Below are 15,161 nucleotides of genomic sequence, written 5' to 3'. Positions count from 1 at the left end.
GCGTTCTCCTCAGTGCCTGCTGCGGCGAGGTGGACGGAAACCGGCAGCCTCCGCGTGCGCGGATGATTCGAACCACACGTCCGCAGGAGCGTCGTGATACCCGGCTGCGTCTTCGTCGTGGTAGGTCATGGTCGAGGCATTGGCCTTAACGGGATAGGCATCCCCTGGTGCGCTGGAGGATCCGGTGCCGTAGGGATGCTCGACTGCCAAGTGACCGGAGCCCGCCGTGTCTTCGGCCGCTGCGGACTCCGCGCCCGGCAGGGTGGGTGAGTGCGCATCGGTGTACTCGTGGTGATGGACCGGGGTGCCGCCCGCATCTGTCCAGGAAGACTCCCACTCGGCCTTGTCTGCTGCCGCGTTGGAGGCGGCAGCGGGAGAACCCGCGTCCCAATCGTCCACGTCGCCGGCATCCACGTCACCGGCGTCGGCCGCATGGATATTTGTGTCTGTGTGCACCACGGGTTCTGCCACCACTGGTTCGTCAATCACGGGCTCGGCCACTGCAGGGGTTTCGATGATTGGTTCCGCCACGGTCAACCCGGGCGTGGTGGCTGGCTGAACATCGGAGGCTGCAGCGGCCGGTGAATCGTCGACGGCGGTGCGCGGCTCGGCTTGCACGTCATCGGTGACGGGGGAGGCCCCGTGGATTTCTTCAGAAGGGCCGGATTCGGCAAGGTCAGGTTCGGCAATCGTTGGTTCGTCCACAGTCGGGCCGCTGCCCTCGGCTGCGTTCTTGCCCAGATTGGTTACCCCTGCGATGCCGGCCACACCTGCTGCCGTTGCAGCGGGGTCCGGCATGGAGGCGGTGTTGCTGGGCTCCATTGCTGCCGGTGCAGTCGTGCCGGCGGTCCCGGGAAGGCGATTATCTGCGGGGGCTTGGCTTGAGGTGGTATCGATGTTTCCTGTCTTGTTGCGGTTCATTAGCCACCAAACAATTGCGACGACCAAAACAATGACAATGACCCAAATTAACCAGTCCATAGTGGAGGCCCTTCTGCTCACTGGGGTGAAGCTCGTGGTAATGCCGACGTTACGTGCCTGCTTATGGGCTGTCCAGCGTTTGACCTGCCGGTTCGCCCGAAATATCAGTCCCCTTACTAATTTACGACCCAAAAAAATTCATGGTCGGGCAATTCTCCGTGAGTCGCCTAGTCTGGCTCCATGGACTTCAAAAGGCTGCAGATTCTGCGCGAATTAGCGGACCGGCAAAGTGTTGGCGCCACAGCCGAGGCCATGAATGTCACAGCCTCGGCGGTCTCACAGCAGCTGAAAACGCTACAAGCGGAGATCGGTGTTGTCCTCGTGGAGAAGGTGGGCAGGGGCGTTCAGCTGACCGAAGCAGGACTGGCCATGGCGGCAGCAGCTTCGGATATTGCTACAGCCATGGCCAGGGCGGAGTCCACCATTGACACCTATAGGAAGGGTTGGCAAACGCGCGTCTCCGCAGCTTTCTTTCCCAGTGCTGCGGAAATGCTCCTTCCGGGAGTGCTGCACCGCGTGTCCTCCGTGGATGGGCTGTCTTTCGATGCACATTTCGAGGATCCGGGAACCGCCCATTTCGCTCCCTTGGTGGCGGATTATGACATTGTGCTGGCGCACAGCGTGGATGGGCCCGAAGTTTTCGCCCGGAGGGGCCTGGCTGTGGTGCCGCTCCTGGAGGAAGCACTGGACGTTGCCATGCCGGCCGACCATCCTCTGGCTGCAAAAGCCCGGCTATGCCCCCAGGACGTTGTTGATTACCCGTGGATAGGCGTCCCGGAGGGCTTCCCGTTCGACACCGTCCTTCGTCAGATCGAGCTCCATGCAGGCAGGCAGGCCCTGAGGGGTCAGCGATATCCGGATCTCAGGGTGCTTGAGGCTTTGGTGGGCGCGGGGCACGGCATCTGCCTTCTACCTCGATACACTGCCCGGGCAAGTGCGCGCCGGGGACTCGTTCTTCGGCCACTCACAGAGGTCAAGGCAAGCAGGAGCATTGTGGCTTTGTCACGGCAAGAGGTTGCCGCGCGGGCCACAATTGCCATCGTCTTGGACATGCTCAAGAGCGAAGCTGACTCCATTGCCAAAGAGCTCAATGAGTCACGCCCCAACGTTTGAGGCGCAGACCAACTGAGGCGCAACATCACTTTGGGCTGGATGGTCCCAACATCGCAACATTAGGCAGTTTGGGCTTAACCCGGCGCGCAGCAACGTTCGCAGCCGTCCGGTGCACATAGACTTTGGACCATGAGTGACACCACCCAAATTGCGACAGACAACACGCCGGACATCAAACCCCGCAGCCGGGTGGTGACCGACGGCATTCACGCGGCGCCTGCCCGTGGCATGTTCCGTGCGGTGGGCATGGGCGACGACGACTTCGCCAAACCCCAAATTGGTGTCGCCAGTTCGTGGAACGAAATTACGCCCTGCAACCTTTCCTTGAACCGCCTTGCACAAGGTGCCAAGGAAGGCGTCCATGCCGGTGGCGGCTTCCCGATGCAGTTCGGCACGATCTCGGTGTCGGACGGTATTTCCATGGGTCACGAGGGCATGCACTTCTCCCTGGTTTCCCGCGAGGTCATCGCCGACTCCGTGGAAACGGTGATGCAGGCCGAGCGCATCGATGGCTCGGTGCTCCTGGCCGGCTGTGACAAGTCCCTTCCGGGAATGTTGATGGCTGCTGCCCGCCTGGACCTCGCGTCGGTCTTCCTTTACGCGGGCTCCATCATGCCGGGCTGGGTCAAGCTGGAGGACGGCTCGGAAAAGGAAGTCACCCTCATTGATGCCTTCGAGGCCGTGGGTGCCTGTGCCGCCGGCAAAATGAGCATGGAAGATCTCACTCGCATCGAAAAAGCCATTTGTCCCGGCGAAGGCGCCTGTGGCGGCATGTACACGGCCAACACCATGGCCTGCATCGGCGAGGCCTTGGGCATGTCCCTTCCTGGGTCAGCCGCCCCGCCGTCGGCAGACCGCCGTCGTGATGATTTCGCCCGGAAGTCCGGCGAAGCGGTAGTAAACCTGTTGCGCCTGGGCATCACGGCCCGCGACATCATGACCAAAAAGGCCTTCGAGAACGCCATCGCCGTCACCATGGCATTCGGCGGCTCCACCAACGCCGTGCTCCACCTGCTCGCGATCGCCCGCGAAGCCGAAGTCGAACTGACGCTGGACGACTTCAACCGCATCGGCGACAAAATTCCCCACCTGGGGGACCTCAAGCCCTTTGGGCGCTATGTCATGACCGACGTGGACAAGATTGGCGGCGTGCCGGTCATTATGAAGGCACTGCTCGACGCCGGACTCCTGCACGGTGACTGCCTCACCGTTACCGGGAAGACGCTCGCCGAAAACCTCGCCTCCATCAACCCACCGGACCTTGACGGCAAGATCCTCCGCGCCTTGGACAACCCCATCCACAAGACCGGTGGCATCACCATCCTCCACGGTTCCATGGCCCCGGAAGGCGCCGTAGTGAAGAGTGCAGGCTTCGATGCAGACGTCTTTGAAGGAACTGCGAGGGTCTTCGAGCGCGAACAAGGCGCCCTCAACGCGTTGGACAACGGCGAAATCCACAAGGGCGACGTCGTGGTCATCCGCTATGAAGGCCCCAAGGGTGGACCAGGCATGCGCGAGATGCTGGCAATCACCGGAGCCATCAAGGGTGCAGGCCTTGGGAAGGATGTCCTGCTGCTCACCGATGGCCGATTCTCCGGAGGCACCACGGGCCTGTGTATCGGCCACGTCGCGCCGGAAGCCGTCGACGGCGGCCCCATCGCCTTCGTGAAGGACGGCGACCGTATACGTGTGGATATCGCTGCCCGCTCCTTTGATCTTCTGGTGGACGAAGCCGAGCTCGAAGCCCGCAAGGAGGGCTGGGAGCCGTTGCCAGCCAAGTTCACCAAGGGCGTGCTTGCCAAGTACGCCAAGCTTGTCCACAGTGCCTCCACGGGAGCGTACTGCGGGTAGTTCCTGCTGGGGACTTCGGCTGCCATGAGGCCGCCGGAGTCCGGCAGGCGGACATCACTGTCCAAATAGTGAGATACGATAGTGGTCAATTGACACGTATCTCACTTTGAGGGAACACTGATCGCATGATCACATTCGTTATCGTCGGCATCGTCGTCCTTACCAAGCGCGTGGCTTAGCCCGACTGGTAACGAACCGTCACGCGCAAACCCCTCGAAGAGCCGAAAGGCTGAGGGGTTTTTTTATTCCCCGAAGCAAGACCCACCTATTGAAGATCCACTAAGGAAGAGTCCGATGAGCAAAGGATCGCCGATCAGCCCCTCGCTGATGGCTGCAAAGTCCGCTGGAGCCCACAAAGCTCCGGAAAAGGTCGACCGTACGGCTGAGGCCGTCGTCGTCGACGCTGCTGCACCTCTCTCTCCTGTACTTGGGCCGAACACCGTTGTACCCCCAACGGTGATGTCCGGCTCGCAAGCAATTGTCCGTTCGCTCGAAGAACTCGGCGTGGACGATATTTTCGGTTTGCCCGGTGGCGCGATCCTGCCCACCTACGACCCCTTGATGGCCTCCAGCATGAATCACATCCTGGTCCGTCACGAACAGGGAGCCGGCCACGCCGCGCAAGGCTACGCCATGGTTACCGGACGGGTTGGCGTTTGCATCGCCACCTCGGGACCCGGTGCCACCAACCTCGTTACCGCCATCATGGACGCCCACATGGATTCCGTGCCGATGGTGGCTATCACCGGCCAGGTTTCCAGCGGAGTCATCGGCACCGATGCCTTCCAGGAAGCGGACATCGTGGGTATCACGATGCCCATTACCAAGCACTCGTTCCTGGTGACTGACCCCAATGACATCCCGCATGTCATGGCAGAGGCTTTCCACCTCGCGTCCACTGGCCGCCCGGGCCCCGTCCTGGTTGATATTGCCAAGGACGCCCAGGTTGGCCAGATGACCTTCTCCTGGCCGCCGAAGGTGGACTTGCCGGGCTACCGCCCCGTAGTGCGCGGCCACAACAAGCAGGTTCGCGAAGCTGCAAAGCTGATCGCTGCAGCCAGCAAGCCAGTCCTCTACGTGGGAGGCGGCGTGGTCAAGGGCCATGCCTCCGCTGAGCTTATGGACCTCGCGCTGGCTACCGGCGCTCCCGTGGTAACCACCTTGATGGCGCGCGGCGCATTCCCTGATTCGCATCCGCAGCACGTCGGCATGCCGGGCATGCATGGCTCTGTCTCCGCCGTGACTGCGCTTCAGCAGGCCGACCTCCTGATCACCCTCGGTGCCAGGTTTGATGACCGCGTCACCGGCGTACTGAAGACCTTTGCCCCGTTTGCCAAGGTCATCCACGCTGACATCGACCCCGCGGAAATCTCCAAGAACCGCACGGCCGATGTCCCGATCGTTGGCTCGGTTAAGGAAATCATTCCCGAACTCACCGAGGCCGTGAAGACGCAATTCGAGCTGAGTGGGACCCCGGACCTGGACTCATGGTGGGCCTTCCTGGGCAACCTTCGCGACACGTACCCTCTGGGATGGACCGAGCCCGAGGACGGGCTCACCGCCCCGCAGCGCGTGATCAAGCGCATCGGCGAGCTCACGGGTCCCGAAGGCATCTACGTAGCCGGCGTTGGCCAGCACCAGATGTGGGCCGCCCAGTTCATCAAGTACGAACGGCCCCACGCCTGGCTGAACTCAGGTGGCGCAGGAACCATGGGATACTCGGTTCCGGCTGCAATGGGCGCCAAAGTCGGTGAACCGGACCGTGTGGTCTGGGCCATCGACGGTGACGGCTGCTTCCAAATGACAAATCAGGAGCTGGCCACCTGCGCCATCAACAACATCCCGATCAAGGTCGCCATCATCAACAACTCCTCGCTGGGTATGGTCCGCCAATGGCAGACGCTGTTCTACGAGGGCCGCTACTCGAACACGGATCTGAATACAGGGCACGACACCATCCGTATTCCGGACTTCGTGAAACTGGCAGATGCCTACGGATGCGCTGCGCTGCGTTGTGAGCGCGACGAAGACATCGACGCCACCATCCAGAAGGCACTCGAAATCAATGACCGCCCGGTGGTCATCGACTTTGTGGTCAGCCCCAACTCGATGGTGTGGCCGATGGTGCCTTCGGGCGTCAGTAACGACCAGATTCAGGTTGCCCGCAACATGACCCCGGAATGGGAAGAGGAGGACTAGGCATGAGCCGTCACACACTGTCCGTTCTGGTAGAAGACAAGCCCGGCGTGCTGACCCGCGTGGCCAGCCTCTTCGCCCGGCGCGCGTTCAACATCAATTCCCTGGCTGTGGGACCCACTGAGGTTCCTGGCATGTCCCGCATGACGGTTGTCGTCGATGCCGACGGCGATCTCATCGAGCAGGTCACCAAGCAGCTCAACAAGTTGGTCAACGTCATCAAGATTGTTGAGCTGACTTCTGAATCTTCCGTACAACGTGACCACATCCTGGTCAAAGTACGTGCGGATGCCGCGACACGTCTGCAGGTTACCCAGGCTGCAGACCTGTTCCGTGCCGCCGTCGTCGACGTGTCTACAGACTCGTTGGTGATTGAGGCAACCGGTACCCCCGAGAAGCTCGCTGCGCTGCTTTCAGTGCTCGAGCCGTTCGGCATCCGTGAAATCGTGCAGTCCGGCACCTTGGCCGTTGGACGGGGATCCCGCTCCATGAGTGACAGGGCGCTCCGCTCCGCGTGAGCGTTGCGTCCAGTACCGCAGCACCACTATCAATATCTACGAAAACCACTCAAGAGGAGTTACGCAAGTGACTGAAATGTTCTACGACGACGACGCAGACCTGTCGATCATCCAGGGCCGCAAGGTAGCCATCGTTGGCTACGGCTCCCAGGGCCACGCCCACGCACTTAACCTGCGCGATTCCGGCGTCGAAGTTGTTATTGCGCTGAAGGACGGCTCCAAGTCTGCCGCCAAGGCACAGGACGCAGGCTTCACTGTCAAGAACGTTGCGGACGCCGCCGAATGGGCAGACGTCATCATGATCCTGGCACCGGACCAGCACCAGCGCTCGATCTACAACGACTCCATCAAGGACAAGCTGACCGAGGGCAAGGCCCTTGCCTTCGCTCACGGCTTCAACATCCGTTTCGGTTACATCGAAGCTCCGGCCGGCGTTGACGTCATCCTGATCGCCCCGAAGGCTCCGGGGCACACTGTGCGCCGCGAATTCGAAGCCGGCCGCGGTATCCCGGACATCATCGCTGTTGAGCAGGACGCATCCGGTTCCGCTTGGGACTTGGCGAAGTCCTACGCCAAGGCAATCGGCGGAACCCGCGCCGGCGTCATCAAGACCACCTTCACCGAAGAGACTGAGACCGACCTCTTCGGCGAGCAGTCCGTTCTCTGCGGCGGCGTTTCCCAGCTCGTCCAGTACGGCTTCGAAACCCTGACGGAAGCCGGCTACCAGCCGCAGATCGCCTACTTCGAGGTTCTCCACGAGCTCAAGCTCATCGTTGACCTCATGTGGGAAGGCGGCATTGCCAAGCAGCGCTGGAGCGTTTCCGACACCGCAGAGTACGGCGACTACGTCTCCGGCCCGCGCGTCATCACCCCCGAGGTGAAGGAAAACATGAAGGCTGTCCTCGCCGACATCCAGAGCGGTGCTTTCGCCAAGCGCTTCATCGACGATCAGGACAATGGTGGCACCGAGTTCAAGGAACTGCGTGCCAAGGCAGAGCAGCACCCGATCGAAGAGGTCGGCCGCGAACTGCGCTCCCTGTTCTCCTGGCAGCAGCAGGACGCTGACTACGTTGAAGGTTCCGCAGCCCGCTGATCCTTCGGTGCTCGCCTAACGGCCAGCGCACTGCGACGCCCGTCCGGAGAACCTAGCCGGGCGGGCGTCGTTGTTTCTCCACCGACACCATTTCTCCAGCGAATTGCCCAGCCTCATGGGCTGTGAACTTCTTCACAACAGCTACCGGCCCGGCCGTAACATCCCTCCCCGGCACCGGAAACCCTGCCCGGATTCGATATTCTGGGCTGGTCCCGGCGCCGTGCCCCGGGCCACGCATCCGCTCCTTGTCCAGTTCCGTCCAAAGTTGTCCAAAGTAAGGTGCCACCCCGTGTCAGTCAGCAAACCCGTCGTCCTCCTCGCCGAGGAACTTTCGCCCGCAACAGTCGAGGCATTGGGCCCGGACTTTGAGATCCGACAGACCGACGGCGCCGACCGTTCCCAGCTGCTGTCCGCCATTGCAGACGTCGACGCCATCCTGGTGCGTTCGGCCACCCAAGTGGATGCCGAAGCCATCGCTGCGGCCAAGAACCTCAAGGTCATCGCCCGTGCAGGCGTGGGGCTGGACAATGTGGACATCAAGTCCGCAACGCAGGCAGGCGTCATGGTGGTCAACGCCCCGACGTCCAATATCGTTTCTGCCGCAGAGCTCACTGTGGGCCACATCCTGAGCCTCGCCCGCCACATTCCGCAGGCCAGCTCGGCGCTGAAAAACGGCGAGTGGAAGCGCTCGAAGTATACCGGCATTGAACTCTTCGAGAAGAAGATCGGAATCATCGGCCTGGGCCGGATCGGCGCCCTGGTGGCAGCACGCCTGCAGGGCTTCGAAACTGAGATCCTCGCCTATGACCCCTACATCACGGCTGCACGCGCCGCCCAGTTGGGCGTCAAGCTTGTCACCTTGGACGAGCTGTTGGAAAACGCCGACTTCATCACCATTCACATGCCCAAGACACCGGAGACGGTAGGCATGCTGGGCGCTGATGCCTTCCGGAAGATGAAGGAATCGGCTTATGTCATCAACGTGGCGCGTGGTGGCCTGGTGGACGAAGAAGCCCTCTACACCGCCCTCAAGGAAGGCCAGATCGCGGGCGCCGGCGTCGACGTTTTCGTGAAGGAACCCAGCACTGACCTGCCGTTCTTCGAACTCGACAACGTAGTTGTTACCCCCCACCTCGGTGCGTCCACGGATGAGGCCCAGGAGAAGGCGGGCGTGTCAGTGGCCAAGTCGGTTCGCCTTGCCCTTGCAGGCGAACTGGTTCCCGATGCCGTGAACGTTGCAGGAGGCGTCATCGCCCCGGACGTTCGTCCGGGCATCCCGCTGATCGAAAAGCTGGGCCGGATCTTCACTTCCCTGACCCACGCATCCCTGACCCAGATCGACGTTGAGGTGGCCGGCGAAATTGCCGCGCTGGATGTCAAGGTGCTCGAACTGGCCGCACTGAAGGGCGTCTTCGCTGATGTGGTCACGGAGCAGGTCTCCTACGTAAACGCTCCGGTCATCGCAGAACAGCGTGGCATCAACACCCGGCTGATCACCACCCCGGACGCCGAGGATTACCGAAATGTCTTGACCATCCGTGGCGCCCTCAGCGATGGTTCGCAGATCTCCGTTGCCGGTACCCTCACAGGTCCCAAGCAGGTGGAGAAGCTTGTAGGCGTCAACGGATACGACGTCGAAATCCCCATCAGTGAGCACTTGGTTGTTGTGGCCTACGCCGACCGTCCGGGCGTGATTGGCACCATTGGACACATTTTGGGCATGAACAACATCAACATCGGCGGGATGCAGGTTGCACGCCAGACCGAAGGCGGCCAGGTTCTTGCACTCCTGACTGTCGACAGCTCTGTTCCGCAACAGGTGCTGGAAGCCATCAAAGCCGGTATCGGCGCAGAGATGGTTCGGGAAGTGGACCTGGAGGACTAGCACTGATCTTCATCAGTTAGGTTCGCGTGCCGGCGACACACCATGGCACGCAGGAGTGGCCGGTCTGCTTACAATGGCTGGGTCCGGGATTCGGACCCGGCAGCAGGCCGGCCACAACTTTTTGCACATACAGCCCGGTCTTCCTCTGTGTCTTTTGAGGAGTCACGGTGCATGTGTGCGCGCCCGCAATCAAGGTCTCAGGGAGCCCAATGAACGCCGTCCAAAGGTTCATCAGAAGCCGTGTGCTGCTGCTGACCGCGGCCATTTTGATCGTCGCCATGTGCTTGTCCGTCCTTGTACAGAGCCAGTCGCAGGCGGCTCTGAACAGGACAGTGGACGAGAACTCGCGGGGACTCTACGACATCCTGGTCCAGGCAAGGCCTGACCACTCACAAGATGGCGACGGCGGTGCATTGATTCAGCCGGAAATCGCCAACGGCCAGGGCGGTATCAGCTTTGAGCAGCTGGAGAAGATCCGGACCATGGGCCAAACTGCCGTGGCCGCACCCATCAGCCTGGTCTCGCGTGTATCGCAGAACCTTGAGGCTCCGCGGCTCAACGCCATGGACTACCTGGGCTATAACTCGGGCCTTGCCGGCGCGGTGACGGCCGGGGATCCATCCGCCATGGATTCCAGCAAGTGGCCTGCCGCGGAATCCGTACTGCCTGATTCCCCCAAGAAGTACCGCCTGACCGCCTCGGCCACGAGCTCGGACGGAGCTAATGAGAAGACCCTTTTCAAAACCAGCGCTGAAGGCACCTTGGGCAAAGGCCGCCTGATCCAGGAACAGACTGCGGGCGGCACCAACGTTCGGATCGCCGGCCCTGAGGGCGAGACAGGCGTCAAGTTCCCGGCCCCGGCCCTGGGCTCGGAGCACAATCTCTTCAATCTCTCAGTGGCGCTGCCCCTGGCGCCTGAGGTGACAGAGTCCGTCGTCGCCGTCGACCCGGCCTCTGAGCGGGCGCTGCTGGGCTCAGCAGGAGATTTCCTGGCACCCCTGGAGAAGGCTCCTCCGGCGGATGCCCGTGACGCGGGCGCTATCGGACGCCATTTCGAGAGTCTCTTCACCACCGGCCTCAGCATGGACCAGCTGGAAGAAGGGCCCGATTTCCTGGGCGTCAAGCTCAAGCACTGGGCGCCGCTGATGACGCAGTATCAGCAGGCCAAGCGTGAGGGCCTGCTGACGGATGACTCCCAGGCCATTCCGCTGATTGTCCGCTCAGGCACATCCCTTGACCTGCAGTACTCGGTGAAGATTGAGGAACTCGACGCAAGCGGAAAGGTGGTCAACGAGGTGGGCACCGTAACGCGTTCCCTGGACAAGGACTACCTGCCGTTCGTGTCCAAGTCCCCGTTCGCCCTCGAATGGCCCGGGTCAACCGATCACAGCAAATTGCTGGGCAGCACCGCCTCCTTCAGCCAGGGTCTGTACAACCCGGCCACGTGGAGCACTGCATTTGCCGCAGCACCCCAGTACAAGGACGGCGACGAAGCCTCCAACGGCGCGTCGGATAAGAGCGCCACACCGGGGGACTGGGTAACTGTGAACCGTCTGCCGGAGAAGTCGTCCTTCGGGGCGCCCGTGGACCAGACGCAGCGTAAGCCGGTTGAGGAGCGCTCCTACCGGGAAGACCTGGAAACAGGCAAGAAGCCGGCCACGCCGTTGCCCATGGTGTATGGCACCTTCGACCCTGCCGCCGTGAAGTCAGCTGCCGGGGATGTCAACAAGCTGCCCTTGGGCGGCTACGACCCCACACCGATGACTCTCACCAAGGACGCTGAGGGCAAAGAGGTTGAGGGCACTGAACTGAAGCCTTCGCTGAGTGCCACAGGTTTGGTCAGCCAGTCCGCCGGCGCCATCACCGATTATTACGGTCTGGCAGCTGCGCGTGGTTATGACACCAACGCGGACGTCATTGATGCTATCCGTGTCAAGGCGTCAGCAACCGGAAACTGGAAGACGGCGCAGCCTGAGGTGGAGAAGCTGGCCACCCAGATCCGCGAGCTCGGCCTTGAGGCTACCGTCGTGGCGGGTTCCGCCCGCGAAGATGCCAACATCTTTGTCCCCGGCTACAGCAAGGACGACGCCGGCAAGGAATCACCCTTGGGCACAGTCCAGCAGTCATGGGTGCGGCAGGACGCAGCCGATGCCGTGTCTGGTTCCCTCACCGGAACCAACATCACCCTCCTGTTCCTCACGCTGCTTGGTGCAACTCTCCTGACAGGTGCTTCCACAGTCAGCTACATCCGCCAACGCCGTAGCGAAGCCGGAATCCTCCGCGCCATGGGTTGGACCCAGAAACGGATCCGCTCCTGGGTCCTGGAAGAATTCGCCGTGGGAGCTGCCGCCCTGGCCGCAGCGGGAGTCATCCTCAGCTTGTTGAGCTGGAACGTTGCCACCGTGATTGTCTCGGTCACGATGCTGGTCATCTACAGCGCTGCTGCACTGCTGGCCGCCCAGCAGTTGCGTCACCGAGTGGTGATTGATCAGGAACCGCAGCACGACGAACGCCTGGTGACCGTTGATTCGCCCCTGACGTTCGCCAACAGGCAGCTCACCACCAACCGCTTCAACTCGATCTCCCTGGCTGTGGCAGTGGGTGTGTTCGGTGCCGCAGTGGGTGCACTGATTGCACTCCTGATCGACATTCCCCGGGCAGCCGGTGCCAGCGCTTTGAGTGGTCTGGCCGCCGCCAGCATTGCCTTGCCGAGCGTTATCCTCGCTGTGTTCGGTGTGGTTGTTGGCCTCCTCCTGACCTTGGTCACGGGCCGCTTCGAGCTCCATGCCAAGCGGGAGTACCTCGGTACCCTGCGAGCCATGGGCTGGAACCCGGACATGCTGGGCCAGGTCCGCTTCTTCGAAAACGCACTTGTGGGCACAGTGGCACTTCCCTTGGGCGTCCTTGGTGCCCTGGGGCTGGGACTGCTTCTGGCTCCCTACGCGGCTCTTTGGGCCGGGCTGGCCGGTCTGCTGGCCGTAATTTGCTGGATTCCGATTGCAACGAAAGTAGTCAAATGACTGACAACCTCAACCCCGAGCTGACGGCCACCCCGGAATCCGCGGACGAGTCGCTGCAGACCCGTGCCAACACCATCGTGAGGGCCACGGACCATGCAACTCCCTTGGAACTGAACCGGGTCACCATTCACTATGGTGGCGACAAGGGCGGAGCCGAGGAAGTCGACGTCGTGGATGACTTCAACCTGACCCTCCACGCTGGTGAGATGCACTGCATCGCCGGACGAAGTGGTTCCGGTAAGACCAGCATCCTGACGGTGAGCGCGGGACTTACGCTTCCGACGTCGGGCAAGGTCTTCTGGGAAGGCCAGGCGCTGGATACCATGGGCGACGATGAGATCGCGGACCGCCGCCGGGCATTGATTGGCTACGTGGATCAGGGCGGCGCCTTGATCGACGGTATGAGCGCCCTGGAGAACGTCCTGCTGCCCGCCGTACCCGATGGCGAAGTGGAACAGCGCACCGAGATGGCAAAGGACCTTTTGGACCTGGTGGGCCTCGGACGCCGTATGCGCCACCGTCCCGCGCAGCTCTCCGGTGGTGAACGCCAGCGTGTCGCCATTGCCCGGGCCCTGATTTTGGGCACCCGCGTTTTGGTGGTGGACGAGCCCACGGCCAGCCTCGACCGTGCAGCGGCCAACCGCATCATCGGCATCCTCAAGGACACCACCAGCGATGGCATTGCCGTACTGGTTGCTTCCCACGACCATGAGTTGGTCCGGCTCAGCGATACGCTGACCGAACTCAACTAAGCTATTCCATCTCAAAAAAAGGTAACTTCTTAGAGTGACGTCTCCAGAGAAATCCCCGTTCTACATCACCACCGCAATCAGCTACCCCAACGGTGTGCCGCACATCGGCCACGCCTATGAGGTCATCGCGACTGATGCCATGGCGCGATTCAAGCGCCTTGACGGCCATGAGGTGTTCTTCATGACCGGAACGGACGAGCACGGACTCAAGATGCAGCAGTCAGCCGAGAAGGAAGGCATTACCGCCAAGCAGCTGGCTGACCGCAACTCCGCAGCCTTCAAGCAGATGAGCCAGGACCTGGGGATATCCCACGACCGTTTCATCCGCACGACGGACAAGGACCACTACGCTGCTTCCCAGGCCATCTGGAAGAAGATGGAAGCCAACGGTGATATCTACCTGTCCAAGTACGAGGGCTGGTACTCCGTCCGCGACGAGGCCTACTACGTCGAGGACGATACCGTGGTGAAGGAGGACGGGCTCCGCTACTCCAAGGAGACGGACACCCTTGTCACCTGGACTGCCGAGGAAAGCTACTTCTTCCGGCTCTCCAATTACCAGGACAAACTCCTTGCCCTATATGAGGAACAGCCTGAATTCGGGGCGCCGCAGTCCCGTTTCAATGAGGTCATCAGCTTCGTGCGACGTGGTCTGGAGGACCTGTCCATCAGCCGGACCACCTTCGACTGGGGCGTCCCGGTCCCTGGCGATGAGAAGCACGTCATGTACGTCTGGGTTGACGCGCTCACCAACTACTTGACCGGCGTCGGCTACCCGGACATCGAATCGGAATCCTTCAAGAAGTTCTGGCCCGCCGACGTCCATGTCATCGGCAAGGACATCTCACGTTTCCACGCCATCTACTGGCCTGCGTTCCTCATGAGCGCCGGGCTGGAACTGCCCAAGCGCGTCATGATTCACGGCTTCCTCACCAACAATGGTGTGAAGATGTCCAAGTCCTTGGGCAACGTTGTGGCACCTCAGGATTTCGTGGCGCAGTACGGCCTGGACCAGTGCCGCTACTTCTTCCTCCGCGAAGTTCCTTTCGGGGCGGACGGCAACTACAACCACGAAGCGATCGTGGGCCGCATGAACTCTGACCTGGCCAACAACTTCGGCAACCTCGCCCAGCGTTCGCTGTCCATGGTCGCGAAGAACTGCGAAGGCAAGGTTCCGGTTCCAGGCGCCTTGACAGCTGAGGACAGCGCCTTGCTGGCCCAGGCCGGCGAGCTGTTGGGCACTGCCCGTTCCGCGTTCGACAAGCAGGAATTCAGCCGGGCCCTCGAGGCGATCTGGACTGTCCTCGGCGACACCAACGCCTACTTCGCGGAGCAGGCTCCGTGGGTGCTGCGCAAGACCGACCCGGAGCGCATGAACACGGTCCTGTATGTCACTTTGGAGGTTGTCCGTATCGTGGCGATTCTCGCCCAGCCGGTCATGCCGTCGTCGTCCGCGAAGCTCCTTGAGGTGCTCGGGCAGCCTGAAGGAGAGTCGCGTCAGTTCGCCGCCGTCGCCACACCGATTGTGGCCGGCACGGAATTGCCCGCGCCGACGCCGGTCTTCCCGCGCTACGAAGAACCCGCCGAGGCATAAACCCTCTTTCACCTAACAGCCATAATGAGGAATCGCTCGTTACCTTTTTCGTAGCCTGTTTCCTGGTGCAGGATATGGGTGTGCTGGCCTGCTGATCCCGGCATGATTGCGTCGCTCTGTCGATCCGATGATCTTGAGAGTGTTGTCACCGGGGTTGG

10 protein-coding genes are annotated in these 15,161 nt (G+C 61.6%); 9 read left to right on the top strand and 1 reads right to left on the bottom strand.

Going from position 1 to position 15,161, the window contains the following annotated elements; all coding sequences use genetic code 11:
• Window positions 1-9: 9 nt before the first annotated feature.
• Window positions 10-981 carry a hypothetical protein gene (locus tag RIF72_RS00050; RefSeq protein WP_309072884.1) on the bottom strand — a complete coding sequence of 324 codons (972 nt, stop codon included), beginning with the start codon at window positions 979-981 and terminating at the stop codon, window positions 10-12.
• Between the two features lie 180 nt (window positions 982-1,161).
• On the opposite strand from RIF72_RS00050, the gene RIF72_RS00045 reads away from it, so the two are divergent.
• The 9 genes from RIF72_RS00045 to metG all read left to right on the top strand — a co-directional run bounded on the left by RIF72_RS00045 (window position 1,162) and on the right by metG (window position 15,003).
• Window positions 1,162-2,094, top strand: coding sequence for a LysR family transcriptional regulator (locus RIF72_RS00045; protein ID WP_309072883.1), 933 nt, complete (start codon window positions 1,162-1,164; stop codon window positions 2,092-2,094).
• 129 nt (window positions 2,095-2,223) lie between these two features.
• Window positions 2,224-3,945, top strand: coding sequence for a dihydroxy-acid dehydratase (ilvD, locus tag RIF72_RS00040; RefSeq protein WP_309072882.1), 1,722 nt, complete (start codon window positions 2,224-2,226; stop codon window positions 3,943-3,945).
• Between the two features lie 294 nt (window positions 3,946-4,239).
• Window positions 4,240-6,144: an acetolactate synthase large subunit gene (locus RIF72_RS00035; protein WP_309072881.1), complete on the top strand. Its 1,905-nt coding sequence runs from the start codon at window positions 4,240-4,242 to the stop codon at window positions 6,142-6,144.
• A gap of 2 nt (window positions 6,145-6,146) precedes the next feature.
• On the top strand, window positions 6,147-6,659 hold the full coding sequence (gene ilvN / locus RIF72_RS00030) for an acetolactate synthase small subunit (protein ID WP_011775174.1): 513 nt from the start codon (window positions 6,147-6,149) through the stop codon (window positions 6,657-6,659).
• Between the two features lie 67 nt (window positions 6,660-6,726).
• Window positions 6,727-7,752 carry a ketol-acid reductoisomerase gene (gene ilvC, locus RIF72_RS00025; protein WP_309072880.1) on the top strand — a complete coding sequence of 342 codons (1,026 nt, stop codon included), beginning with the start codon at window positions 6,727-6,729 and terminating at the stop codon, window positions 7,750-7,752.
• A 289-nt stretch (window positions 7,753-8,041) separates the two neighbouring features.
• Window positions 8,042-9,637: a phosphoglycerate dehydrogenase gene (serA, locus tag RIF72_RS00020; RefSeq protein ID WP_309072879.1), complete on the top strand. Its 1,596-nt coding sequence runs from the start codon at window positions 8,042-8,044 to the stop codon at window positions 9,635-9,637.
• 209 nt (window positions 9,638-9,846) lie between these two features.
• On the top strand, window positions 9,847-12,657 hold the full coding sequence (locus RIF72_RS00015) for an FtsX-like permease family protein (protein WP_309072878.1): 2,811 nt from the start codon (window positions 9,847-9,849) through the stop codon (window positions 12,655-12,657).
• Window positions 12,654-13,409 (top strand): ATP-binding cassette domain-containing protein, encoded by a 756-nt coding sequence (locus RIF72_RS00010; RefSeq protein ID WP_309072877.1) that lies wholly within the window; start codon window positions 12,654-12,656, stop codon window positions 13,407-13,409. The genes RIF72_RS00015 and RIF72_RS00010 overlap by 4 nt, the downstream gene beginning before the upstream one ends.
• Before the next feature lie 34 nt (window positions 13,410-13,443).
• Window positions 13,444-15,003: a methionine--tRNA ligase gene (gene metG, locus RIF72_RS00005; RefSeq protein WP_309072876.1), complete on the top strand. Its 1,560-nt coding sequence runs from the start codon at window positions 13,444-13,446 to the stop codon at window positions 15,001-15,003.
• The last annotated feature ends 158 nt before the right edge of the window (window positions 15,004-15,161 follow it).

The organism is Paenarthrobacter sp. (assembly GCF_031180005.1).
Classification (GTDB): domain Bacteria; phylum Actinomycetota; class Actinomycetes; order Actinomycetales; family Micrococcaceae; genus Arthrobacter.
The sequence above is the reverse complement of the archived record's forward strand: the minus strand, read 5'-3'. Positions and strand labels throughout refer to the sequence as shown.

Coding starts and splice junctions, on each gene's coding strand:
- RIF72_RS00050 (WP_309072884.1), bottom strand. CDS start 981: ATGGACTGGTTAATTTGGGTCATTGTCATTGTTTTGGTCGTCGCAATT.
- RIF72_RS00045 (WP_309072883.1), top strand. CDS start 1,162: ATGGACTTCAAAAGGCTGCAGATTCTGCGCGAATTAGCGGACCGGCAA.
- ilvD (WP_309072882.1), top strand. CDS start 2,224: ATGAGTGACACCACCCAAATTGCGACAGACAACACGCCGGACATCAAA.
- RIF72_RS00035 (WP_309072881.1), top strand. CDS start 4,240: ATGAGCAAAGGATCGCCGATCAGCCCCTCGCTGATGGCTGCAAAGTCC.
- ilvN (WP_011775174.1), top strand. CDS start 6,147: ATGAGCCGTCACACACTGTCCGTTCTGGTAGAAGACAAGCCCGGCGTG.
- RIF72_RS00015 (WP_309072878.1), top strand. CDS start 9,847: ATGAACGCCGTCCAAAGGTTCATCAGAAGCCGTGTGCTGCTGCTGACC.
- RIF72_RS00010 (WP_309072877.1), top strand. CDS start 12,654: ATGACTGACAACCTCAACCCCGAGCTGACGGCCACCCCGGAATCCGCG.